Source organism: Bradyrhizobium sp. HKCCYLRH1034 (assembly GCF_051168375.1).
Taxonomy (GTDB): domain Bacteria; phylum Pseudomonadota; class Alphaproteobacteria; order Rhizobiales; family Xanthobacteraceae; genus Bradyrhizobium.
Genome location: NZ_JBNPUW010000004.1, coordinates 1 through 23,099, shown reverse-complemented (window position 1 = coordinate 23,099; position 23,099 = coordinate 1). Strand labels below are relative to the sequence as shown.

Genomic DNA, 23,099 nt, shown 5'->3' with positions numbered 1-23,099 from the left:
GTCCAGTTCTAGATCAGGAGAAGGATCTTGAGGGCGAAATACAGCCACATCGCCAGCAGCACCAGCGCCGAGGCGGTCCAGGCGAGGCCGCGCTGGCGGCTGTCCTTGGCGCCGCTGACGAGGCCGGCATTGACGAAGCGGGTCACCACGAACACCCAGGACAGCAGCACGATGACCAGATCGGCATGCCGCAGCGGCAGCGCAATCGCGATCAGCGCGTAGAACAGCGTCGGCAGGCCGAATTCGTCGGCGACGTCAGCGGTTTGTGCCCGTGTCCTGTTCCAGAACAGCAGCGCGAAGGTGAGCCCGACCTGCACGAAGACGGGCAGCAGTACCATGGTCAGCGACATGGAAATCCCCCTTGGAAAGTCGAAGGCCCGGCATGATGCCGGGCCCTCGTGGATGAACCGGTTCCCTCAGGACTCCCGATAAGCGCCCGTGGTTCCCGCTTTTTTCCAGACAGGCTTAAGAATTACATCAGGTGTGCTCAGGCCTTGTCGGGTCCGACCCGCACCAGCTGCTTGCCGAAATTGGCGCCCTTGAGCAGGCCCATGAACGCAGACGGCGCGTTCTCCAGGCCCTCGGTGACGTACTCCTTGTACTTGACCTTGCCGTCGCGGACCCAGGCCGACATGTCCTTGAGGAAGTCGCCATGGCGGGAGGCGAAATCGCTGACGATGAAGCCGCGGATGGTCAGCCGCTTGGTCAGCACATTGCGCATCAGCGCGCCGGCCCATTTCGGCGCCACCGACTGGGTGTCGTTGTAATGCGCGATCAGGCCGCAGACCGGCATGCGGGCGAAGGCGTTGAACAGCGGGAACACCGCCTCGAACACCGGGCCGCCGACATTCTCGAAATAGACGTCGATGCCCTTGGGACAGGCTTCCTTGAGCTTCGCGGCGAGATCGGGATCGCGGTGGTCGAGGCAGTCGTCGAAGCCGAACTCGGACTTCACGTAGTCGCATTTGTCCTTGCCGCCGGCGATGCCGATGGCGCGGGCGCCCTTGATCTTCGCGATCTGCCCGACCGCCGAGCCGACCGCGCCGGAGGCCGCGGCAACCACGACCGTTTCGCCGGCCTTGGGCTGGCCGATGTCGAGCAGGCCGGTGTAGGCGGTCATGCCGGGCATGCCGAGCACGCCAACGGCGGTCGAGATCGGCGCCAGCTTCGGATCGACCTTGGCGAGGCCCTTGCCGTCGGAGATCGCGTGCGTCTGCCAGCCGGCGCGCGCCAGCACGATGTCGCCGGCCTTGAAGCCGGGATTGTTGGAGGCCACGACTTCGCAGACGGTCCCCGCCTCCATGACGCCGCCGACCGGCACCGGCTGGGCATAGGACGGCCCGTCGCTCATGCGCCCGCGCATGTAGGGATCGAGCGACAGCCAGATCGTGCGCAGCAGCACCTCGCCGGCGCCGGGCGTCGGCACGGCGTAATCCTCGAGGCGGAAATCAGTCGGCTTGGGCTCGCCGACGGGACGGGCGGCGAGAACGATGCGCTTGGCTTGGGACATGGTGTTTCCTCTTTTGTTGGTTGTGACGTTCGATGCTAGCCCCACGGGCACCGTCATTGCGAGGAGCGAAGCGACGAAGCAATCCAGGGCTTCACGCGCCGCCCTGGATTGCTTCGCTTCGCTCGCAATGACGGAACGAGCGGGCGTGCGGCTTACGCCCCGCCCGGATAGTTCGGGCTTTCGCGCGTGATCGTCACATCGTGGACGTGGCTCTCGCGCAGGCCCGCGCCGGTGATGCGGACGAACTCGGCCTTGGAGTGAAATTCGCCGAGATCCTTGGCGCCGACATAGCCCATGGCTGCACGGAGGCCGCCGGCGAGCTGGTGCATGACGTTGCCGACCGGGCCCTTGTAAGGCACCTGGCCCTCAATGCCCTCCGGCACGAGCTTCAAGGTGTCCTTGATGTCCTGCTGGAAGTAGCGGTCGGCCGAGCCGCGCGCCATCGCGCCGACCGAGCCCATGCCGCGATAGGCCTTGTAGGAGCGGCCCTGCCACAGGAACACTTCGCCCGGGGTCTCGTCGGTGCCGGCGAGCAGCGAACCGACCATGGCGACGTCGGCACCGGCGGCGAGCGCCTTGGCGAGGTCGCCGGAGAACTTGATGCCGCCATCGGCGATCACCGGCACGTCGGCCTTCTTGGCGGCCTCGACCGCATCCATGATCGCGGTGAGCTGCGGCACGCCGACGCCGGCGACGATGCGCGTGGTGCAGATCGAGCCCGGGCCGATGCCGACCTTGACCGCGTCTGCGCCGGCATCGATCAGCGCCTGCGCGCCGTCGCGGGTGGCGATGTTGCCGGCGATCACCTGCACCGCGTTGGAGATGCGCTTGATGCGGTTGACCGCCTCGAGCACGCGCGAGGAATGACCGTGCGCGGTGTCGACCACGACGAGGTCGACGCCGGCCTCGATCAGCTTCTCGGTGCGCTCGAAGCCGCCCTCGCCCACGGTGGTCGCGGCGGCGACACGCAGCCGGCCCTGGCCGTCCTTGCAGGCCAAGGGATGCGCGACCGCCTTCTCCATGTCCTTCACGGTGATCAGGCCGACGCAGCGATACTGGTCGTCGACGACCAGCAGCTTCTCGATGCGGTGCTTGTGCAGGATCTTCTTGGCCTCGTCCTGGCCGACGCCCTCGCGCACGGTGACGAGGTTCTCATGCGTCATCAGCTCGGAGATCTTCTGGCGCGGATCGGTGGCGAAGCGCACGTCGCGATTGGTGAGGATGCCGACCAGCTTGCCGGGGATGCCCTTGCCGCCGCCGGTGACCACCGGGATGCCGGAGAAGCCGTAGTCCTTCATCAGCGCCAGCGCGTCGGCGAGCGTGGCGTCCGGCGCGATGGTCAGCGGGTTCACCACCATGCCCGACTCGAACTTCTTGACCTGGCGCACCTGGGCGGCCTGGCCCTCGGGATCGAAATTGCGGTGGATGACGCCGATACCGCCGGCCTGCGCCATGGCGATCGCCATGCGCGCCTCGGTGACGGTATCCATGGCGGAGGCCATGATCGGAATGTTGAGCGGGATCTCGCGCGTCACGCGCGAGCGGATGTCGACCTCGGAGGGCAGCACATCGGACAGGCCCGGCTTCAAGAGCACGTCGTCGAAGGTGAAGGCTTCGCGAAGTGTCTGGACGGTCGCCATCGTCAACTCCTTGTCTGCGGCCAAAACGGCCGCGATGCGGGTACGGATGAGCGACGCCGCCGTCGAGACCATGCCTCGCCGTCGAATCGGTGCCCATCGGTGGGGTTGACGCGGGTCGATAGCATGGGCCTGTGACGAATCAAAGGGCCGATCCGCTGTCCTCCCGCGATTGCGAAGAACGGCCCAGACCGGCCCTGATCAGGTCCGAAACGCGCAACAAAAGGTCGCGAAGACCCCGATTCCGGAGCAGAAGTTCTGCGCCTCTAGCGCCATGCGCCCGGCGGTGGCCCGTAGCGGCGGATGGCCTCGACCACCTCACGGTGCCGCCGGTCCTCCCGCCGCATGTGCACGGCGATCAGCGCGTGCGCCGAGGGCACCAGCAGCAGCACGTGGAAGAACAGGCCGAGGACCAGGCACACCAGACACAGCAGCAGGTTGAAGATCGCCGCGAACGGCTGCCCGTTGAGCAGCAGACCCAGCGGCGGCACCAAAGCGGCGAGCAGGTAGATCATCGGCACATCTCCAACAAAACGGGACGCGGCAGCGTCACGCTGCATCTAGGGGGCCATGCCAGCAGCGCAATGGCCTCGTTCGTCGCAGGGTGTTAAAGCCCCGGCGCCCGCCCTCGTCCTCCCGCTGCCGACCTCCGATGAACAAGCAACGCGTCATTCCGCTGATCGTCGCCACCGCCCTGTTCATGGAGAACATGGACTCCACGGTCATCGCGACCTCGCTGCCGGCGATCGCCAGGGACATCGGCACCAGCCCGCTGACGCTCAAGCTCGCCATCACCTCGTATCTGCTGTCGCTTGCCGTGTTCATCCCGGCGAGCGGCTGGACCGCCGATCGCTTCGGCGCGCGACGGGTGTTCTCGAGCGCGGTCGCGGTGTTCATGATCGGCTCGATCGGCTGCGCGCTCGCCAACTCCGTCGAGAACTTCGTGTTCGCGCGCATCCTGCAGGGCATGGGCGGGGCGATGATGACGCCGGTCGGGCGCCTCGTGCTGCTGCGCTCGGTCGACAAGAGCGCGCTGGTCGGCGCCATGGCCTGGGTCACCATCCCCGCGCTGATCGGTCCGGTGATCGGACCGCCGGTCGGCGGCTTCATCACCACCTATTTCTCCTGGCACTGGATCTTCCTGATCAACATCCCGATCGGCATCGTCGGCATTATCATGGCGCTGCGCTTCATCGATCCGATCAAGAGCGACAATCCCGAGCCGTTCGATCTCTATGGCATGGTGCTGGCCGGCATCGGCCTCGCCGGCCTCGCCTTCGGCCTCTCGGTCGCCGGTCTCAACCTGCTGCCGTGGCCGGTGGTCGCGAGTCTCGTTGCGATCGGCGCGATCTCGATGACGCTCTACGTCCGCCACTCCTGGCGCACCAACTCTCCTGTGCTCGATTTCTCGTTGCTGCGGCTGCCGACCCTGCGTGCCTCGATCGTCGGCGGCTTCATGTTTCGCCTGGGCATCGGCGCCCTGCCCTTCCTGCTGCCGCTGCTGATGCAGCTCGGCTTCGGGCTGTCGCCGTTCCAGTCCGGCCTCGTCACCTTCGGCTCCTCCGCCGGCGCAATGGGCATGAAGGCACTGGCCGCGCGCCTCATCCGCGCCTTCGGCTTCCGCCATCTGATGACCGTCAATGCCGTCGTCAGTTCGGTCTTCCTCGCCGCCTGCGCGCTGTTCACGCCGGCGACCCCGCTGCTGCTGATCCTGATCATTCTCGTGGTCGGCGGCTTCTTCCGCTCGCTGCAGTTCACCGCGATCAACACCGTCGCCTATGCCGAGGTCGAGACCGCGCAGATGAGCCGCGCCACGACGCTCACCAGCGTCAACCAGCAGCTCGCGATCTCCGCCGGCGTCGCGGTCGGCGCGTTCTCGGTGGAGACCACGATGTGGATGCACGGCGCGAGCCAGCTCACCGCGGCGTCCTTCGCGCCCGCCTTCATCGTCGTCGCGATCACGTCGGCGCTGTCGTCGATCCTGTTCTGGCAGATGCCGGATGACGCCGGCAGCGAGATCTCAGGCCGCAAGGTGGCCGCGATCGCGAGCCGCAAGGGCGCCGAGAAGGGCGCGGAGAAGGCCGCCAGGAAATCGGCGAGCGAGACCACGCATGATGCGCGGGATCAGAAGCTCGGCTGATCGTCCCGCTTCCGGCTCAAGGACGCCTCGCCCCGGACTTCCAGTAGTCGGCCAGGCGATCGGCCCACATCCGCGCGTGCGACTCGGTGCCGGCATGGCTCATGTGGCAGCCATCGTGGCGCAGCTTGAGCCCGATCTGGTCGGTATCCGGGCCAGGATAAACGCCGAGTGCCGGGTTCGGCACGGCGGCCTGGGCTGAACGGATGATCTCGTCGGGAACACTGCCGCAGAGCGTCGCCGTGGCGACGAAGATCGGCGCCGTCAGGTCGGCCGCCCGCAGGCCGGCAACGATCTCAAGATAATTGCGCAAGTAGGACAGTCGTCCCGCTTCCTTCATTTTCGCAGTGACGTGCAGGGACGCGCCGTCCTCCGCACCATTGGTGGAGAACGCGAAGGCGTTGTACTCGCCCTGATGCCAGAGCACCGCGCTCGGTTCGAGACCTACGTCGCGCAGGCCGGCGACGGTTGCGAGCAGCACCTCGAAATACTTGCCGCCGCGGGCGCGCCACTCCTCGAGATAAGTCCCGCCGATCGCAACGGGTGCGATCACGACCGTCTTCGCCAGCCCGCGATCGATCAATTCGTCGCCCAACCGGGTGGCGACGTTCTCGCCCTCGCCCGGCGTTCCCAGCAATGGATTGCGCGCCACGTAGCAGCGGCCGTCGAAGCGGTCGAAATTGTAGAACCGGTTGTGAGGCTGATAGAGCCGGCCACTCTGATCGGGCGCGCCGGTGTTGGAGATGTTCGACTGGCCCGCGGTCAGAAGCACCACCAGCCCCTCGCGCGGAATCGCGTCGCAGGCAATCGACGTGGCCCTGGCACGCACAGCCTCGTTGTCCGGCAGGAGGCAGCGCGAGGCGTTGCCGCCCGCGATGAAATCCGCGTCAGAACCGTACAGTGCACGGGCCAGGTTGCGTCCCTGCAGCAGGCTCTGCACCTCCGGGTCGCCGCTCGCGCCATCGATACGACGGTCGATGTCGGCAAAGGCGGCGCGCCGCGTGCGCACCTGCTCCAGCAGTGCCAGGAACCCAGGGGCGGTCGAGATGGGTCCGACGGCGCAGGGAACGCAATTGCCGTCGCGCGATTTGGCCGAGGTGGTCGGCTGGCAGACGTCGCGGGCCGGCAGCACCTCCGCAGCTCCTGCCGTCGCGGTCAACGAGACGGCCAACCACGCTGCGACAAGCGTGGCCACGATTGCGCGTCGCATCATGCTCGGATCACTTCTTTCGTCGCCTCGGCTGACGGCCGCCTCAGGCGCCGGGCATCTGCCTCCCAGCCTCGAACATGCCTGAGGAGACCGGATTTCCATTATAGTCCGACTTCATGAAAGAGAGCCGAATCGATCCGCAGCCGCTCGCGGCGATGGCGATGAACTGTTGGCCGTCCGCGCTTCTCCTGGCAGCGACGGCGCTTGCCGCCCCGGCACTCGGGGGCATCGTCAGACCAGCCTTCATCCTCGGCTGCGCGGTGGCCGGCTGGTTCGCGTGGCGTCGCAGCCCCGCGGCCCACGTGCAGTCGGCGATCCTGATGTTCGCCTTTGCTCCTTTCGTGCGCCGCCTGGTCGACATCTCCGCAGGATTCGATTCGTCCGGCGTCATGCTGAGCGGCCCGCTGCTGTTCATCATCGCGCCAGTTCCGAGTCTGGTGCTTTCGCCCGCGGACAAGGACAGGCCGGGCAATCCCTGGCTCGTGGCGCCCTTCATCGTCCTCGCCTGCATCGTCTATGGCGGCGCGCTGTCGATCTTCCAGAACGACTGGTTCAACGCCGCCAATGGCGGAATGAAATGGGCCGCGCCCGTACTCTATGCGATCGCCCTGCAGCAGCGGGCGCGATCCGACGGCGCCCTGCTCGATGCAATCACGCGCGTGTTCCTGCTGGTGCTGCCGGTCACAGGCCTTTACGGCATCTGGCAATATGTCGATCCGCAAGGCTGGGATCGGTTCTGGATGGTGAATGCCAGCATCACCTCGGCCGGCTATCCGCTGCCCTACATGGTGCGCGTGTTCAGCACGATGAACGGCCCGGCCAGCTACGCGACCTTCACGGCCACCGGCCTGCTGCTGGTGGGCTTCCTGCGCCCGGGATGGCTGGCAATGGCGGCGATGGCGCCCGCGGCGCTCGGCCTGTTGCTGTCGCTCTACCGCACCAGCTGGATCACGCTTGCGGTGGGCGTGCTGTTCTGCATGTTGTTCCCCGCGACGCGGCGTCGGGCCGTATCGATCACGGTCGGATTGGTCGGCGCGGTGATCGTCACCGTCATGTTCACGCCGTTCGCGGAGGTCATCACCTCCCGTCTGGAATCGCTCGGCAGCGTGTCGCAGGACAGCAGCGGCAGCGAGCGGCTGGATGAGTTCGTCACGCTGTGGAATGCGCCGAACAGCATGGTCCTGGGATCGGGCTTCACCATCACCGACGTCGGCGTCGCCGGCGCGATGCCGATCGACGGGCAGATCATCGCAAGCTGGGTGACGATGGGCATTCCGGTCGGACTGATCTGCCTCGCGGCCTATGTCTGGGTTGGGCTCGCCGCCACCGGCGCCGCGTGGCGGATACCGACGCGCGAGGGCGCCGTGCTCGGGGCGCTCGCCATCAGTGCGCTCTTGATTCAGCTGCCGCTGACCAGCATCTCCTCCGGCGAGGTCTCGGCGCTGTTCTGGATGCTCGTCGCGATGGCCTGTCCGCTCGACCAGATGGCCGACGGAGCACGGCGCACCGTCGCCGCTCGGCAGCATCAGGCCGGCGCCTGATCGGACGTTGCAGCGCGCGGCGTGATCGCCGCAGTCTGGAGCTTGCGGGAGGCCGGCGGTGCGAGCCCGAAGACGGCCAGCAGATTGAGCCGCCGCAGGATGGCATGCGCGATCAGAGGAAGCACCACGCCGGCCGCCGTTCCGGCCAGCAGATAGACCCATGGCGATGGCGGGATGTGCAGCTTCAGCATGATGATCCGCATGCCCGAGCCGGCAAGGATGTGCAGCACATAGATCGTCATCGACGCGACGCCTGCGGCCGCAAGCCAGCGATGGCTCGTTGGCGCGAGCAGCTTGCAGAGCCCGACCGTGCCGGCGATCCCGAGCACACAGGCCGGCAGGGAGGCGAGTCCGTTGGCGTCCATGCCGGACAGCTGGCCGCCCAGCGCCACTGCGACCGCAAACGCGATCCCGATCACGGCCAACGCGGACCAGCCGGACGGCCGCCATTCCGCCACGACGCTGACACCGCAGACGCCCGCGACATAGAACGGCAGATGATGCAGCGTGAGCGCGAGGTCCGGCCGGATCGGCAGCGCGAGGAACACGCCGAGCCCGGCCAGCGCGAGCGTGGTCAAAACCGTCCGCGACGGGACCAGCACCGCGATCACGTGGCAGATCATCAGCGCGTAGAGAAACCAGAACTGTGCGATCGGACGATACCAGATCGCGGCGAGATCGCCGGGATGAATCGGGATGTTGGCATCCCGCGCCAGCAGCATCGTGATCCCGCCCTGGATCAGCGACCACAGCACGTAGGGATAGGCGATGGTCCAGAGCTTGGAGGTGAGGAAAGGACGCGCGCCGCGCCGCAAGCTGTGCTGCACGTTCAAGCCGGCCAGGAAGAAGAACAGCGGCATGTGGAACGTATAGAGCGTGTAGTCCATCCAGCGCGCGACGGCTCCATCCGGGAAGATGCCGGGGCGCACCAGACCGCCAAGCACATGACCGTACACCACCAGGATGACACCGAGGCCGCGCGCGAAATCGATCCACGCCGTGCGCGCGGTGTCAGCCGTTGCCCTCTGCGTTCCAGCATCCATGCCCGACTTGTCCTGCCTCTGTCGCGCAGCCCGCGTCCGGTCCGCGATGCTGCAAAGTCAGCGCCCCAAGTCATATCGCAGCCGGCTTTGCAGCGCCGTCGGCGCCTGCCAGGACATCGGAGGTATTCTCGCGTTAGTCTTAACCAACCGATAAGCCTCTGCCGGATGGCACGAGCTGGAGGCAATGGCGCTGCCGTGATGCTTCTCCGAGGCGAGCTCGAGGTAACGCCGTGCCACCGTCTCGCGTCCAAGTGCGCGGTTCGACGGCGGGCCCGCTGCCGCCTGCGGCGGCCTCTCTGCCTACCCGACAGCACGATCGGCAACTCACCGCCCGACGAAACCGCGTCGCGCCAGCCCTGCCAGCGCACCGCGCAGGCGGGCGCGATCGGTGATGACGCCGCGGGATGAGCTGAACAGGCGGACCACCAATTGCCGCCGTTGCGCTTCGTCGGGCTGCAGGCGCAGATGCGTGGTCGTCCTGGAGACGGCCTCGACCGACGCCTCGAGCCATCCGAGGCCGTCGAGATGCAGCGGCAATCGGGTGCCCGGCCGGGTCATGCGATGATGCGGTGGACCGGCCACGCGGGCCGACGACAGCGACAGCGCCTCGATCTTGCACGGCACGACCTCGCCGCTCTGCGCCAGCCAGCCCGCCTCGCCGCTCGGAAACAGGTCCTCGCCGCGCGGCAGCTCGAAGCAGACGAGAAACGCGATGAAGGCGATCAGCATCGCGATGCCGGCCCATAGCAGATTGAAGTAGTCGATCGACGAGATCTCGCTGGCTGCATTCGGCGACACGAACGCCCAGACGATGGCCGCCGCCGAGTTCGCGGCGATCGCGCCGAAGATCGCGGCGAGCTTGCCGTGGACGCGCGGCTTGGAGCGGTCGCCGCCCTTGTCGGTCACCTTGAAGGGGCGGCCGAACGGCCGGACCAGCGCGCTGAACAAGGTGGCCGTGACGGCAAAGCAGGTCACTGCATGGGTCGCTTCCATGAACAGCGGCAGGGTCTTGGAACGCGAGATCCAGCCCATGTAGATGATCGTCCCGAGCAGCGCCGGCACGCCGTAGCGCAGGAACGACAGATAGTCGGCCTCGAACGCCGGCAGCCCGGCGAACCAGTAGATCGGCGGCGCGACCAGAAGCAGCACCATGAACGGCTTGCAGGCCCAGTTGAGCACGCCATGCAGGAAGTGCCAGCGCTGGGTGAAGCTGTAGCCGCGGCTGCGCAGCGGACCATCGCGCAAGAGCGCGACCTGAATCGTGCCGAGGCACCAGCGGGCGCGCTGGGTGATGTATTCGGGCACGCCTTCCGCCGAGAGGCCGAAGCTGAGCGGTTCGTTCAGCCAGACCGTGCGATGGCCGCGCTTGAGCAGCGTGTAGGTGAGGTTGAGATCCTCGGAGATCGCCGCGTGCGGGAAGCCGCCGATCTCCATGAGCCGCTCGCGGCGGACGACGAAGGAGGTGCCGACACAGAACGCGCAGCCCCAGGCGTCCTTCGCCGGCTGGAACACGTCGAAGAAGAAGCGCTGGTCGTCGACCCAGTGGCTTGACGCCAGCAGATTGTGCTGGATCGGATCGGGGTTGTAGTAGAATTGCGGCGTCTGCACGACGGCGATATCGGGCTCGGACAGCAGCAGGCCGACCGTCCGCTGGAGGAAGTCACGGCGCGGGGCGAAGTCGGCATCGAGCACCAGGATCACCGGCGCGTTCGATAGCTGCGCCGTCGCCGCAAGCGCGTTGTTGAGATTGCCGGCCTTGGCGCCCTTGTTGTCGGGCCGCGTCAGATGGCGCGCGCCGACCTCGTCGCAGAAGGCGCGGAGCCGATCGCGCCTGGTGTCGTCGAGCACCCAGACGGTCTTGTTGGGATAGTCGAGCGCGAGCGCGGCGAGGATCGAGCGCTCGACAATCTCCATGGGCTCGTCATAGGTGCAGATGAACACGTCCACGGCCGGCTGCTCGCCCCGTGCGGCCAGCGCAGCTTGCGCGGCGTCGGCCTGTCCCGAGCGGTCGACGCTGCGGGTCAAGATCAGAATCGACATCAGCGTGTAGGAGATCGCCACGATCTCGAGCGTGGTGAACAGCCGCGGCCACAGCGCCTGCAGGGTCAGGTCGAACACCGGCAGCGTGTCGTGCCAGCGCCACAGCGTGTAGATCAGGAGGAACGACGCTGCGGTAGCGCCGAACAGCAGGCGGTCGCGCCGGCGCGTCGGATCGAGCAGACGCGCCATCACGAGGAGCCCGAGCAGGACTCCGAGATCGGTGGTCAACACCGAGGCGTCATTGCTGGGGAGCGGAAACATCAGGGGACCCTTGCGCCGGTGAAAGGATTCCAGCCGGCCTCGGCGAGCACGGCCCAGGCGGTGGCACCGAGATGCGGGCGCTTGTAGTAGAAGAAGTCCTGGATGGTGGTCGCGCCCGTCGGGTCGATCGACAGACCCGTGGTGAGGCGCGCGTTGCGCGTCGCGTTCAACAGTCCCGTTGCCGTGCGGTCGGCACGCAATCCTGCTAGCACCCCCTGGCTGGCAGCGGCATCCCCGACCATGCGATAGGCCAGCGCCGCCTGCGCGGTGCCCTCGACCCAGACGCCGTCGCGATCGCCGTTGAAATCGAAGCCTCCGTCGACGGCAAGATGAGTTTCGGCAAAGCGCAGCGCCCTGCGCCAGTCGGGCGCATCCGTCACCGCCATCCACGGCCAGAGCTGCACGTCGAGCGCGAGCAGATTGTCGTCGGCGAGGCGACCATCGGGCTTGGTGCCGAGCAGGAAGCGATCGCCGCGGAACGTGCGATCGAGCAGGCGGCGCGCCGTCTGCGCGGCATCCTGATAGCGCGGCTCCAATGTGATACGATGGAGCCAGGAGGCCACGGCGTAGACATCGGCATTGTGCTCGGTCGACATCCAGCTGAGGCGCACCTGCTGCGGATCGTAACCGTGATAACCGCCGCTGAAGCCGTCCGCTCCGTTCGTTGCGCTGGCAATGATCCAGTCCATCAGGCGCCGCGCGCCGGACAAGTAGCCCTCCTCGCCGGTCGCCTGATGCAGCGTCAGCAGCGCCAGCGCTGCCCAGGCGACGTTGCCGGTCGCGGTGCCGTCCTGCGCGGCATCCTCGCCCCAGATCTTCTTCTGGTCGTCCCACCAGCCCGGCAGCAGCGCCGCCCCGGGGCCGACAGGACCGGCGCGATAGGCATTGCGAAGGCGCCCATCGCCGAAGGTGCGATCGTGGGAGGCGGCATGCACCAGCGCGTTGCCGATCACGCGACCCTCGTCGATGCGACCGCATGCGACAAGCGCGATCGCTGCCAGGGCGTTGTCATAGGTGAACGCCGTCGTCGAAAGGCCGAGCGGCAGCTCCTCCTCGTCGGCACCCGGCTCGTAGCTGCGAATGAACGCCGCGTCACGGCCGGCGAGGCCAGGCTCGACGGCCTGCACCAGTCCCGCACAGAGCGAAGTCTCGGCCCGCATCGGCGATGCGCCGCCGAGCAGAGCGATCACCGCCATCGTCATGGAGAGAAGCCTCATTGTGCCGAGACCGCGCGCGCCGTCGGAAGCCACTGCTCGTCCAATACCGGCTGCTGCGCCGGGTGCGACCGCAAGGCGGAGTCGAGCTTGGTGACACCGGCACGGCGCGTCGCTTCGTCCGGCTCAGACGGGTCCAGGTCGGTCAGCGACGCAACGAGGTGGCCGAGCCGGCGCCATGTCACCGACATCGACGGCACGATGCCATTGTCGCGCGTCACGGTGACCCACTGCCCCACCGTGCAGGCCGGTGTCGCCGCGGAGGTCGGCTGCGCCGCCGGCTTTTCGTCGGCAGCATCAGGCGTGATCATGACATAGAGCTCGCGCCGCTCGGTCTGCGGAAATGGCACGGCAAAGCGCTCGTCGACCTTGTCGCTGGTCTTCGGCAGCACCGCGCTGACGATGCCGCTATGGAAGCCGCCGCCATCGATGCGCACCTTGATGCCCGGCTTCATCGCTTCGCCCTGGCGATAGGAGAAGATCGCGACCACAAAACGCTTGTCACAATCGACCACCGAGGCGATCGTATCGCCGGCGCTGACGTGGCGTCCGGTGTCGGCGCCCACCGCCAGCACCTTGCCGGGACCGGGCGAGAGCACGTCCGCGGCAGCGAGCCGCGCCAGCCGGGCGCGCTCCGACTTGATCAGGCCCTCGAGATCGTCGAGCATGGCCGCCTGCTGCTTCTCCTCGATCTCCATCCGCCTTGCATCGAGATCGATGTCACGGCGCTTCTGACTGAGCATGTTCAGCGCGACCAGATCCTCGCCGACATAGACGCCGGCGTCGAGCGCCTTCAGCTGCGTCAGCTTCTGGTTCAGCTTGGCAGTCTGCGCATCGGTGTCGTGCAGCGCCGCCGCATATTGCTGCTCGGTCGGCTTCAGCATCTCGACGCTGGCGGCATCGCGCGCGACCATGCGGTTCTGGCGGTCGACGATGGCCTTCTTCTCGCTGCTCTGCGCGTTCGACTGCGCGACGCGGGCACGCAGCTCCTCGATCTGGGACTGCAACTGCGCCTTCAACTGACCGGCTTGGCTCGCGATCTCCCGATCGAGCGAGCTGACATAAGCGACGTCGGACTGATGCTTGGCGCGGGTGGCGTCGAGCTTCTGACGCGCGTCGCCCGCCTTTTCTTCCAGCGAGATGAGCGTGGCGCGGTCGAGCCGCGGATTGGTGATCTCTGCGAGGCGGTCGCCGGACCGAACCTCGCCACCCGGCTTGGCGGCGAGCGAATCGACCTGGCCCGCGATCGGGGACGTCAGCAGCATCACCGGCGCATCGACCACGGCACGATCGGACTGGTCGGCCACGATCGGCGGCACCACCGCGGTCAGCATCAGCGCCGAGAGGATGCCGGCCACGCCGAGCGCCGACACCCTGAGGATCACGGGGTGGCGCGGTGGCTGGGTTGCGGTCTTCGGAGCGGCGGGACGTTGCGCGGGGGCTGGCTTGAAACCGTCATCGAAGCGATCGGTCATCAGGTCTCTTTCGGTTTGGGGTGACACGCCCCGAAAGACGCTTCCTCGGCTGATCCGGAGTTCCAGGCTCCGGTCTCGATGGCTCAACCCAAACCAGATCGCGGGCACATCGTTTCAAGCCGCGCCCGATCTCCGCGCTCACCTCCGGTCACGTTATGTTGCAGTGCGATGGCGCGGTTTCCGCTTGCGGCCGCACTCAATCCTCATTCGCCTTGAAGCGTCCGAGTCCCTTCAAGATGAACGGCGCGATCAGAGCAATCAGCGCGACGACCAGAAGCGTTGCAGAGATCGGCGACTGCAGCAGGGTCATGGGGTCCCCAAGGCTGATCGCGAGCGCCCGCCGCAACTGGCTCTCGGCGATCGGCCCGAGGATGAGCCCGACCACGACGGGCGCGATCGGGAAATCGAACCGGCGCATCAGGAAGCCGAGCACGCCGAAGCCGGCCAGCATCGACAGTTCCACGACCGACGGTTTTGCCGCGATCGTGCCCATGGTCGCGAACACGAGGATGCCAGCATAGAGCCATGGTGTCGGGATCGCGAGCAGCTTCACCCACAGGCCGACCAGCGGCAGGTTGAGGACGAGCAGCATCGTGTTGGCGATGAACAGGCTCGCGATCAGGCCCCAGACCAGATCGGGCCGCTCGGCGAACAGCAGCGGTCCCGGATTGAGGCCATATTGCTGGAAGCCGGCGAGCATCATCGCGGCGGTCGCCGACGTCGGCAGGCCGAGGGTCAGCAGCGGCACCAAGGTGCCCGCGGCAGAGGCGTTGTTGGCGGCCTCAGGGCCGGCGACGCCTTCGATCGCGCCTTTGCCGAATTGGTCAGGATATTTGGTCAGGCGCCGCTCGGCAGAATAGGACAGGAATGTCGGGATCTCCGCCCCGCCCGCCGGCAGCGCGCCGATTGGAAAGCCGAACATGGTGCCGCGCAGCCACGGCTTCCACGACCGCTTCCAGTCTTCGCGCGTCATCCACAGCGAGCCCTTGATGGCCTCGATCTTCTCCTCGCTATGGTGGCGGCGGGAGGCGACGTAGAGCGCCTCGCCGACCGCGAACAGGCCGACCGCCAAGGTCGTCACCTCGACGCCATCGAGCAGCTCGGGCACGCCGAAGGCGAGCCGCGCCTGCCCGGTGAGCTTGTCGATGCCGATGAGGCCGAGCGTGAGCCCAATGAACAGGCTGGTGAGGCCGCGGATCGGTGAATCGCCGAAGGTCGCGGACACCGTGACGAAGGCGACGCACATCAGCGCGAAGTAGTCCTCCGGCCCGAAACGCACGGCGATGTCGACGAGGTAAGGTGACAGGAAGGCGAGACCGATGGTGGCGATGGTGCCTGCGACGAAGGAGCCGATCGCCGCGGTCGCCAGCGCCGGGCCACCGCGGCCGGCCTTGGCCATCTTGTTGCCCTCGAGCGCGGTCGCCATCGAGGCGCTCTCGCCGGGCGTGTTGATCAGGATCGCGGTGGTCGATCCGCCATACATGCCGCCATAATAGATGCCGGCGAACATGATCAGCGAACCGCCGGGATCGAGCTTGTAGGTGACCGGCAGCAGCAGGGCGACCGTGAGCGCCGGCCCGATGCCCGGCAGCACCCCGACGGCGGTTCCGAGGAACACGCCGACCAGCGCATAGAGCAGGTTCATGGGCTGGACGGCGATCGCCATCCCATGCGCGAGCGCGGCAAAGGTGTCCATCAGAGCAGTCTTTCGAGCGGACCGGCGGGAAGGCTCAAGGTCAGGAGGCGGTCGAAGGCGAGATAGATCGTGGTCGTCAGCACGGCACCGATGACGAAATCGGTGACGAAGGCGCGCCGGCCGAACGCCGCCGACGTCGTCACGAACAGCGCCGTCGTCGCCAGGATGAAGCCGCCGCCGAAGCCGATGATGGCGATCAGCAGCGCAAGTCCGACAAGAATGAGCAGCACCGCGACCGGATCGGAGCTCTCGCGCGGCGGCAGGTTGCCTCTGACGGCATCGATCAGATTGGCCAGTGCAAGAATGCCGAGCCCGATCGCGATCACGACCGGCATGACCTGCGGGCCCATGCCGTACATCGTGGTCGCCGGGATCTGATTGGCGTCGTAGACCAGCACGAGCGCGACGGCCGCCAGGAGCGCCGCAATGACGATGCCGGCCTTGTCGACGCCTCCCGAGGCGGGTGTCTCGGTGCCGGCGCGCTCCGTCGTCATGACTTGACGAGGCCGACCGACTTCAGCACGTCGGTGACGCGGACGTTCTCCTTTTTCAGGAACTCGGCGAAGGCGTCGCCCGGAAGATAGGCGTCATCCCAGCCCTTCTGTTTCAGGATCTCCTTCCAGGAATCCGACTTCACCATCTTCTCGACGGCCTCGCTGAGCGTCTTTTTCTGCTCCGGCGTAATGCCGGGCGCAGCGACGACCGAGCGCCAGTTGGCGAGCACGAGATCGATGCCCTGCTCCTTGAAGGTCGGGATGTCGACGCCGGGAATGCGCTTCTCCGAGGATATGCCGATCGCGCGCAGCTTGCCGCTCTTGATCTGCCCGTCATACTCGGACAGGCCGGAAATGCCGGCGGTGACCTTGCCGCCGAGAATCGCCGCCAGCGACTCGCCGCCGCCTGAGAACGGGATGTAGTTGACCTTCTTGGCATCGGCGCCGACGGCGCCGGCGAACAGCGCGGCCATGACGTGATCGACACCGCCGGCCGAGCCGCCGGCGAAGGTGACCTTGGCGATGTCGGCCTTCAGCGCCGCGGCGAGATCCTGCGCGGTCTTGATCGGCGATGCGGCCGGCACGACGATGACCTGGATCTCCTCAGTCAGCCGCGCGATCGGCGTCACCTGCTCCAGGGTCACCGGCGACTTGTTCATGGCGAGCGCGCCGACCATCACGAAGCCGTTGACCATCAGCTGGTTGCCGTCGCCCTTGGCGCCGGTGACGAACTGCGCGATGCCGACGGTGCCGCCGGCGCCGGCGACGTTGGTCACCTGGACGCTGCGTGCCACGCCCGACGCCACGAAGGCCTGCTGCATTGCCCGCGCGGTCTGGTCCCAGCCGCCGCCGGGCGCGGCCGGCGCCATGACCTTCAACTCGAGTTGCTGGGCGAAGGCTGGAGTACCGGCAAGCACAGTCAAAGCGACGACCGCGCCGAACAGGCGCGTACAGAACGAATTCAAAGCGGTCCTCCACGGTCGGCCGAACGAACGGCTCGCGTTTCTTTTGCCTCTGAGGAACGGCATTTCAGCGGGAAATGCGGCCGCTGTCCAGACGGGATTGCTCGCGCCGTCGCCCGCGTTGCAGCAGCAGCCTTGGGAGAACGAGACGGTTGTGGGAGGAGCGGCCTAACCGCAAGTCCAGACCATCCCCACCGGCGTCCGCGTCCAGCACGGGCCGAAGCTGCCGCCATTGTAATGGCCGCGATAGAAGCCGGGCTGGCCGAAATAATGCCACTCGCCGTTGTAGAGCATGTATTTCGGCGTACCGTCGATATACCAATGGCGGCGGCTGCCGCGCGGCCCGTTGCGCATGGCCTCCTTGTCGGCATAGAGCGGCAGGCTGTTGTTGGGCGGCTGCTTGTAGCCGGGCAGGAAGCCATAGCCCTGCCAACGGTGCGCCTTGCGCTTGTGCGACGGCGCCGCGGACGCGATCGCGGGCACCAGCAGCAGAAGCATCACGATCGCGACGATGAAACGATGCGGCATCACGGCAGCCCGATGGATACGAGGGTCTCGAATCTTCAGTTCGATTGCGGCACGGCAACGGCCGTTCCGTCATGAAATGTTTCAGCGATGCCGCCGATGCGCGCGGCGCGGCGGAGGCGACGGCGGGGCGTAGAAGGGATTGAGGTCGCACATCGCCGCACGGCCCGACGCCGTCGCGCGACATTGCGGCAGCGACGTATAGCTGCAGTCGATCCACTCGCCACCGCCAAACCGGCCGCCTTCATAGACCTTCATGCACACGGGATAGCGCGGATCGTAGGCTTGGGCGTGAGCAGAGCCCGATAGGACGGACCCGACCGCCAAACCCAGCGCGAGGGCGCTCCAGTTGAGGACACGCATGCAGGACCTCCGGAATCGACGTCTCGCCGGCCCAGGCCGATTCCCGAGACGGTGATTGCCCCTGCTCTGTATCGCCAGGGCGTCAAGGCCGCAATGACGCCATTACAACAGGTCGGCCTGCTCTCCGCCGCGAAAACCCATCGCCAGCACGTAGCGCTCCGACGAATCCTGCCGGCTCGCCGCCGGCTTGACGTGGCGGACGCTGGCGTAATCGCGCTTGAGCTGCGCCATCAAGTCGGCATCGGCGCCGCTCTGGAACGTCTTGGCGAGAAAACTGCCGCCCGGCTTGAGCACCTCGCTGGCGAAATGCGCGGCGAGTTCGACGAGACCGACGATGCGCAACTGGTCGGTCTTGCGGTGGCCGGTGGTGTTGGCCGCCATGTCCGACATCACCACGTCGGCACGCCCGCCGAGCATCGCGCGGAGCTTTTCGGGCGCATCCTGGGCATGAAAGTCGAGCTGGGTGAAGGTGACGCCGGGGATCTCGCCCATCTCCAGCAGATCGATCGCGATCACCCTGCCCTTCCCGGCTTCGGCCCCGACCCGGCGCGCCGCGATCTGGCTCCAGCCGCCGGGCGCAGCGCCGAGATCGAGCACCGTCATGCCGGGCTTGAGCAGATGATGCTTGTCGTCGATCTCGAGCAGCTTGTAGGCCGCGCGCGAGCGATAGCCGTCGCGCTTGGCTTGCGCGACATAGGGATCGTTGAGCTGGCGCTCCAGCCAGAGTTTCGAGGACAGCTTGCGCTTGCCTCCGGTCTTGACCTGCACATGCATGCGGCCCGTGGTGTCTTTTGCCATGTGTTTCTCGGTCGTCGTGACCAGACGCGGGAGGCGAAAATCCATCCACGCTCGAGGTCTGGCGGAACTACAAAGGTCACCCTCCCCTGGAGGGGGAGGGTCGATCGGGAGCGAAGCGAGCGATCGGGGTGGGGTGAGCCGCACGAAGACCGCTCGTGGAACTCACCCCACCCCGTCTCACATTGCGCTCCATGTGAGACGACCCTCCCCCTCCAGGGGAGGGTGAAGTCGCTACGCCGTGCGCAGCGCGCCGTCTTCGCGCATCATCTCGACCAGCATGCCCTCGCGCAGGCCGCGATCGGCGACGCGCAGCCGCGGCAGCGGAAAGGACCGGCGGATGGCGTCGAGAATGGCGCAGCCCGCCAGCACGAGATCGGCGCGGTCGATGCTGATGCAATTGTTCTCGGCGCGCTCCTGGTAGCTCATCGCCAGCAGCCTGCCGATCGTCGTCGTGATGTCGGCGTCGTTGATCCAGATGCCATCGACCCGGCGACGATCGTAGCGCGCGAGGTTGAGATGGATGCCCGCCAGCGTCGTCACGGTGCCGGAGGTTCCAAGCAGATGCATGCCGGCGAGATCGCCGCCGTTCTCGGCCGCGAACGGGCCAACATGCTCGGCCACGGCCTCGACCATGGCGGCATAGATCTCCGGCGTCACGTCACGGCCGCCGAACCGTTCGGCCAGCGTCACGACCCCGAGCGGGATCGACATCCATGCCTTGATCCGCGGCTCGGCGTTGCGGTCGCCCGCATCGCGCTCGATCCGGACCAACTCGCTGGAGCCGCCGCCGATGTCGAACAGGATCGCCCCTCGCCCGCCGGGATCGAGCAGCGGCGCGCAGCCCTTGACGGCCAGTGCCGCCTCGGTCTCGCGGTCGATCACCTCGAGCTCGATGCCGGTCTCCGCCGCAACCCGGCTGCGGAACCCCTCGGCATTGGCCGCAGCGCGGCAGGCCTCGGTCGCGATCAGCCGCAGGCGCCTGGCCTTCTTCGACTGGATCTTGTCCCGGCAGATGCTGAGCGCCGCGATGGCCCGATCCATCGCCGCGTCGCTGATGCAGCCGGTGGTCGAGATGCCCTCGCCCAGCCGGACAATGCGCGAGAAGGAGTCGACCACGCGGAAACTGTCGCCCGAAGGACAGGCGATCAGGAGCCGGCAATTGTTGGTTCCGAGGTCCAGGGCCGCGTAGACGCTGCTGCCATTGCTGGCGCAGGAAGGCGTCGCGACGTCCAGACCCGGACGCAAGCCGGGCTCCAAGTTCCCGCGCGGCGCGGAACTCTCCCGCAGCCGCGTGTCATTGATCATTCAAATGTCTTTCCGCTGGCCGAACCGGCCCAGATGGAAGTTCTCTTTCGTGAGACATTATCAGTGGATAGCGCCGGCGCAACAGCCCCTCCGTCAGGCGTGATGCACCATTCCTAATCAACCGTTGTCCGGCCGCGGGCGCTGCACTATCTGGGAACAGCCCGCATTTGCGACCAATTCAGCCCCTTGGGTCCTCATCCATGCAAGATCACACCTCCCCGGCCTCCCTCGAAAACGCGATCGCGCTGCAGAAATTCGGCGTCGGGCAGCCGGTCCGGCGCAAGGAGGACGACACGCTGGTGCGCGGTCACGGCAAATATACCGACGATTTCAACCTGCCCGGCCAGGCCCATGCCTGGATCGTGCGCTCCAGCCACGCCCACGGCATCATCAAGGGCATTGATACTGCGGCCGCAAAGGCGATGCCCGGCGTGCTCGGGGTGTGGACCGGCGCCGACCTCGCCGGAGCCAATTATGGTCCGTTCACCTGCGGCCTGCCGCTGAAGGGCCGGGACGGCTCGCCGCTGCTGCAGACCAACCGGCCGGCGCTCGCCACCGACAAGGTCCGCTTCGTCGGCGACCCCATTGCGTTCGTAGTCGCGGAGACCGCGGCCCAGGCCCGCGACGCGGCCGAGGCGGTCGAGCTCGATATCGAGCCCCTGCCCGCGGTCACCAATGCCGAGGAAGCCGCCAAGCCCGGCGCGCCGCAGCTCTATGACCATATCCCCAACAACGTCGCGCTCGATTATCATTACGGCGACACGGCCAAGATCGAAGAGGCCTTCGCCAAGGCCGCGCACGTCACCAAGCTCGACATCGTCAACACCCGCGTCGCCGTGGTGTCGATGGAGCCGCGCGTCGCGCTCGCGGCGTTCGACGGCAAGACCGAGCGCTTCACCTTGCAGGTGCCGACCCAGGGCGTGTCCGGCAACAAGGCGACGCTGGCGAAGATTCTGAACGTCGCGCCGGACAAGGTCCGCATCCTCACCACCAATGTCGGTGGCTCCTTCGGGATGAAGAACGTCTCCTATCCCGAATATGTCTGCATCCTGCACGCCGCCAAACAGCTGGGCCGCCCCGTGAAATGGCGCGACGAGCGCACCACCGCCTTCCTGTCCGACAGCCAGGGCCGCGATCAGATCATCCATGGCGAGCTGGCGCTCGACGCCGACGGCCGGTTCCTCGCTGTGAGACTGTCCGGCTACGGCAATCTCGGCGCCTACATCATGGGCGTCGCACCGCTGCCGCTGTCGCTCAACACCGGCAAGAACCTCGCCAGCGTCTACAAGACGCCGCTGCTCGGCGTCGATATCAAGACCGTGCTGACCAACGTCACCCTGATGGGCGCCTATCGCGGCGCCGGCCGTCCCGAGGCCAACTACTTCATGGAGCGCTTGATCGACACCGCCGCGCGCGAGATGGGCATCGACCGTCTCACCATCCGCAAGCGCAACTTCATCAAGCCGAGCCAGATGCCGTTCCCGGCGGCGTCGGGCGTCACCTACGACTCCGGCGACTTCGCCGCGGTGTTCGAGAAGGCACTGCAGGTCTCCGACTACGCCGGCTTCGCCAAGCGCAAGCGCGAGAGCCGCAAGAACGGCAAGCTGCGCGGCATCGCGGTCGGCTCTTATCTCGAAGTGACCGCGCCGCCCTCGGGCGAGCTCGGCAAGATCACCTTCGACGCCGATGGCGGCGTGACCCTGACGACCGGCACGCTGGACTACGGCCAAGGCCACGCGACTCCGTTCTCGCAGGTCTTGTCGGCGCAACTCGGCGTGCCGTTCGAGAAGATCAGGCTGGAGCAGAGCGATTCCGATCTCGTGCGGTTCGGCAACGGCACCGGCGGCTCGCGCTCGATCACCGCGACCGGCCAGGCCATCGTCGAGTCCTCACAGCTCGTCATTGCCAAGGGCAAGCAGGCCGCCGCGCATCTGCTCGAAGCCTCGGAAGCCGACATCGAGTTCGCAGGCGGCCAGTTCACCATCGCCGGCACCGATCGCAGCATCGACATCATGGAGCTGGCGCGCCGCCTGCGCGAGGGCAAGATGCCCGACGGCGTGCCAGCCTCGCTCGACGTCGACCACAACTCGACAGTCACGGAATCGACGTTCCCCAATGGTTGTCATGTCTGCGAGGTCGAGATCGAACCGGACACCGGCGTCGCGCAGATCGTGGCCTACACCGCGATCAACGATTTCGGCACGGTGATCAACCCGATGATCGTCGCGGGCCAGCTCCATGGTGGCGTCGCCCAGGGCATCGGCCAGGCGCTGATGGAGCATCTGCGCTACGACGAGAGCGGCCAGCCGATCACGGGATCTCTGATGGACTACGCGCTGCCGCGCGCCTCCGACGTGCCGATGATGACGGTCGACAACCATCCGGTGCCGGCGAAGTCCAACCCGCTCGGCACCAAGGGCTGCGGCGAAGCCGGCTGCGCCGGCTCGATGGCATCCGTGATCAACGCGGTGATCGACGCACTGTCCGACTACGGCGTGAAGCATCTCGATATGCCGCTGACCACCGAAAAGCTCTGGCGCGCGATCCAGGACGGCAAGGCGAGGACCGCGGCGTAGCTGCTTCGCTCGCGATGAGGCGAAAACATCTCATTGCCAAACGAAAAGCCCGTAGCCCGCATGCGGGGTCTCACGGGCTGTGTCGGTGAACCCGGATGTCGCTCCCGCCTGCACCCGCTGGGCGCCGGCGTGCGCGCATCCGGGCTACGGACTGTCGATCGGGCCGTGGGGCCCTCTCCACGTCATTGCGAGCGTAGCGGCGTAGCGAAGCAATCCAGACTGCCTCCACGGCAACACTCTGGATTGCTTCGCTGCTGTTCAGCCCGGAGACATAGCTTACACCTGTTCGGGGACATAGTTGACAGTTTTGGG

19 protein-coding genes are annotated in these 23,099 nt (G+C 66.9%); 3 read left to right on the top strand and 16 right to left on the bottom strand.

Annotated elements, in window-relative coordinates; all coding sequences use genetic code 11:
- Positions 1-8: 8 nt before the first annotated feature.
- From ACQR0W_RS10345 to ACQR0W_RS10330, 4 genes are all read right to left on the bottom strand, one after another.
- Positions 9-350 (bottom strand): MAPEG family protein, encoded by a 342-nt coding sequence (locus ACQR0W_RS10345; RefSeq protein WP_315827416.1) that lies wholly within the window; start codon positions 348-350, stop codon positions 9-11.
- Positions 351-487: 137 nt separating this feature from the next.
- Entirely contained in the window at positions 488-1,510 is a 1,023-nt protein-coding gene (locus tag ACQR0W_RS10340) for an NADP-dependent oxidoreductase (protein ID WP_315827415.1), read from the bottom strand.
- Between the two features lie 152 nt (positions 1,511-1,662).
- Positions 1,663-3,150 carry an IMP dehydrogenase gene (guaB, locus tag ACQR0W_RS10335; RefSeq protein WP_315827414.1) on the bottom strand — a complete coding sequence of 496 codons (1,488 nt, stop codon included), beginning with the start codon at positions 3,148-3,150 and terminating at the stop codon, positions 1,663-1,665.
- 263 nt (positions 3,151-3,413) lie between these two features.
- Positions 3,414-3,662, bottom strand: a complete 249-nt coding sequence (locus ACQR0W_RS10330) for a hypothetical protein (RefSeq protein ID WP_315749790.1) — start codon at positions 3,660-3,662, stop codon at positions 3,414-3,416.
- A 137-nt stretch (positions 3,663-3,799) separates the two neighbouring features.
- On the opposite strand from ACQR0W_RS10330, the gene ACQR0W_RS10325 reads away from it, so the two are divergent.
- Positions 3,800-5,287, top strand: a complete 1,488-nt coding sequence (locus ACQR0W_RS10325) for an MDR family MFS transporter (RefSeq protein WP_315749788.1) — start codon at positions 3,800-3,802, stop codon at positions 5,285-5,287.
- A 16-nt stretch (positions 5,288-5,303) separates the two neighbouring features.
- Here ACQR0W_RS10325 and ACQR0W_RS10320 read toward each other — a convergent pair whose 3' ends face one another.
- Positions 5,304-6,497, bottom strand: coding sequence for a sialate O-acetylesterase (locus ACQR0W_RS10320; RefSeq protein WP_316170345.1), 1,194 nt, complete (start codon positions 6,495-6,497; stop codon positions 5,304-5,306).
- Between the two features lie 113 nt (positions 6,498-6,610).
- Between ACQR0W_RS10320 and ACQR0W_RS10315 the strand changes: the two genes are divergently transcribed.
- On the top strand, positions 6,611-8,035 hold the full coding sequence (locus ACQR0W_RS10315; protein WP_316170344.1) for an O-antigen ligase domain-containing protein: 1,425 nt from the start codon (positions 6,611-6,613) through the stop codon (positions 8,033-8,035).
- On the opposite strand, the gene ACQR0W_RS10310 is transcribed toward ACQR0W_RS10315, so the two are convergent.
- The 11 genes from ACQR0W_RS10310 to ACQR0W_RS10260 all read right to left on the bottom strand — a co-directional run bounded on the left by ACQR0W_RS10310 (position 8,020) and on the right by ACQR0W_RS10260 (position 20,211).
- Positions 8,020-9,078: an acyltransferase family protein gene (locus tag ACQR0W_RS10310; protein WP_316170343.1), complete on the bottom strand. Its 1,059-nt coding sequence runs from the start codon at positions 9,076-9,078 to the stop codon at positions 8,020-8,022. The genes ACQR0W_RS10315 and ACQR0W_RS10310 overlap by 16 nt on opposite strands.
- A 324-nt stretch (positions 9,079-9,402) precedes the next feature.
- Complete coding sequence (locus tag ACQR0W_RS10305) at positions 9,403-11,379, bottom strand: glycosyltransferase family 2 protein (protein WP_316170342.1); 1,977 nt, start codon at positions 11,377-11,379, stop codon at positions 9,403-9,405.
- Positions 11,379-12,581 carry a hypothetical protein gene (locus tag ACQR0W_RS10300; RefSeq protein ID WP_410051232.1) on the bottom strand — a complete coding sequence of 401 codons (1,203 nt, stop codon included), beginning with the start codon at positions 12,579-12,581 and terminating at the stop codon, positions 11,379-11,381. Before ACQR0W_RS10300 ends, ACQR0W_RS10305 begins: the two co-directional genes overlap by 1 nt.
- A gap of 11 nt (positions 12,582-12,592) precedes the next feature.
- Positions 12,593-14,068, bottom strand: a complete 1,476-nt coding sequence (locus ACQR0W_RS10295) for an HlyD family secretion protein (RefSeq protein ID WP_316170340.1) — start codon at positions 14,066-14,068, stop codon at positions 12,593-12,595.
- Positions 14,069-14,264: 196 nt separating this feature from the next.
- Complete coding sequence (locus tag ACQR0W_RS10290; RefSeq protein WP_316170339.1) at positions 14,265-15,764, bottom strand: tripartite tricarboxylate transporter permease; 1,500 nt, start codon at positions 15,762-15,764, stop codon at positions 14,265-14,267.
- Positions 15,764-16,258: a tripartite tricarboxylate transporter TctB family protein gene (locus ACQR0W_RS10285; protein ID WP_315714420.1), complete on the bottom strand. Its 495-nt coding sequence runs from the start codon at positions 16,256-16,258 to the stop codon at positions 15,764-15,766. Before ACQR0W_RS10285 ends, ACQR0W_RS10290 begins: the two co-directional genes overlap by 1 nt.
- Positions 16,255-17,223: a Bug family tripartite tricarboxylate transporter substrate binding protein gene (locus ACQR0W_RS10280; protein WP_315714421.1), complete on the bottom strand. Its 969-nt coding sequence runs from the start codon at positions 17,221-17,223 to the stop codon at positions 16,255-16,257. Before ACQR0W_RS10280 ends, ACQR0W_RS10285 begins: the two co-directional genes overlap by 4 nt.
- A 165-nt stretch (positions 17,224-17,388) precedes the next feature.
- The gene (locus ACQR0W_RS10275; protein WP_315714422.1) at positions 17,389-17,748 is read right to left on the bottom strand and encodes a hypothetical protein; all 360 of its coding nucleotides are present in this window, start codon (positions 17,746-17,748) and stop codon (positions 17,389-17,391) included.
- Between the two features lie 81 nt (positions 17,749-17,829).
- Positions 17,830-18,108: a DUF3551 domain-containing protein gene (locus tag ACQR0W_RS10270; protein ID WP_315714423.1), complete on the bottom strand. Its 279-nt coding sequence runs from the start codon at positions 18,106-18,108 to the stop codon at positions 17,830-17,832.
- A gap of 102 nt (positions 18,109-18,210) precedes the next feature.
- On the bottom strand, positions 18,211-18,906 hold the full coding sequence (locus ACQR0W_RS10265) for an RlmE family RNA methyltransferase (protein ID WP_315714424.1): 696 nt from the start codon (positions 18,904-18,906) through the stop codon (positions 18,211-18,213).
- Positions 18,907-19,137: 231 nt separating this feature from the next.
- Positions 19,138-20,211, bottom strand: a complete 1,074-nt coding sequence (locus ACQR0W_RS10260; protein WP_316170338.1) for a Ppx/GppA phosphatase family protein — start codon at positions 20,209-20,211, stop codon at positions 19,138-19,140.
- 200 nt (positions 20,212-20,411) lie between these two features.
- On the opposite strand from ACQR0W_RS10260, the gene ACQR0W_RS10255 reads away from it, so the two are divergent.
- Positions 20,412-22,787 carry a xanthine dehydrogenase family protein molybdopterin-binding subunit gene (locus ACQR0W_RS10255; protein WP_316186891.1) on the top strand — a complete coding sequence of 792 codons (2,376 nt, stop codon included), beginning with the start codon at positions 20,412-20,414 and terminating at the stop codon, positions 22,785-22,787.
- The last annotated feature ends 312 nt before the right edge of the window (positions 22,788-23,099 follow it).

Excerpts from the sequence above, each read along its gene's own strand:
- ACQR0W_RS10345 (WP_315827416.1), bottom strand. The coding sequence starts at position 350 with ATGTCGCTGACCATGGTACTGCTGCCCGTCTTCGTGCAGGTCGGGCTC.
- ACQR0W_RS10340 (WP_315827415.1), bottom strand. The coding sequence starts at position 1,510 with ATGTCCCAAGCCAAGCGCATCGTTCTCGCCGCCCGTCCCGTCGGCGAG.
- guaB (WP_315827414.1), bottom strand. The coding sequence starts at position 3,150 with ATGGCGACCGTCCAGACACTTCGCGAAGCCTTCACCTTCGACGACGTG.
- ACQR0W_RS10330 (WP_315749790.1), bottom strand. The coding sequence starts at position 3,662 with ATGATCTACCTGCTCGCCGCTTTGGTGCCGCCGCTGGGTCTGCTGCTC.
- ACQR0W_RS10325 (WP_315749788.1), top strand. The coding sequence starts at position 3,800 with ATGAACAAGCAACGCGTCATTCCGCTGATCGTCGCCACCGCCCTGTTC.
- ACQR0W_RS10320 (WP_316170345.1), bottom strand. The coding sequence starts at position 6,497 with ATGATGCGACGCGCAATCGTGGCCACGCTTGTCGCAGCGTGGTTGGCC.
- ACQR0W_RS10315 (WP_316170344.1), top strand. The coding sequence starts at position 6,611 with ATGAAAGAGAGCCGAATCGATCCGCAGCCGCTCGCGGCGATGGCGATG.
- ACQR0W_RS10310 (WP_316170343.1), bottom strand. The coding sequence starts at position 9,078 with ATGGATGCTGGAACGCAGAGGGCAACGGCTGACACCGCGCGCACGGCG.
- ACQR0W_RS10305 (WP_316170342.1), bottom strand. The coding sequence starts at position 11,379 with ATGTTTCCGCTCCCCAGCAATGACGCCTCGGTGTTGACCACCGATCTC.
- ACQR0W_RS10300 (WP_410051232.1), bottom strand. The coding sequence starts at position 12,581 with ATGACGATGGCGGTGATCGCTCTGCTCGGCGGCGCATCGCCGATGCGG.
- ACQR0W_RS10295 (WP_316170340.1), bottom strand. The coding sequence starts at position 14,068 with ATGACCGATCGCTTCGATGACGGTTTCAAGCCAGCCCCCGCGCAACGT.
- ACQR0W_RS10290 (WP_316170339.1), bottom strand. The coding sequence starts at position 15,764 with ATGGACACCTTTGCCGCGCTCGCGCATGGGATGGCGATCGCCGTCCAG.
- ACQR0W_RS10285 (WP_315714420.1), bottom strand. The coding sequence starts at position 16,258 with ATGACGACGGAGCGCGCCGGCACCGAGACACCCGCCTCGGGAGGCGTC.
- ACQR0W_RS10275 (WP_315714422.1), bottom strand. The coding sequence starts at position 17,748 with ATGCCGCATCGTTTCATCGTCGCGATCGTGATGCTTCTGCTGCTGGTG.
- ACQR0W_RS10270 (WP_315714423.1), bottom strand. The coding sequence starts at position 18,108 with ATGCGTGTCCTCAACTGGAGCGCCCTCGCGCTGGGTTTGGCGGTCGGG.
- ACQR0W_RS10265 (WP_315714424.1), bottom strand. The coding sequence starts at position 18,906 with ATGGCAAAAGACACCACGGGCCGCATGCATGTGCAGGTCAAGACCGGA.
- ACQR0W_RS10260 (WP_316170338.1), bottom strand. The coding sequence starts at position 20,211 with ATGATCAATGACACGCGGCTGCGGGAGAGTTCCGCGCCGCGCGGGAAC.
- ACQR0W_RS10255 (WP_316186891.1), top strand. The coding sequence starts at position 20,412 with ATGCAAGATCACACCTCCCCGGCCTCCCTCGAAAACGCGATCGCGCTG.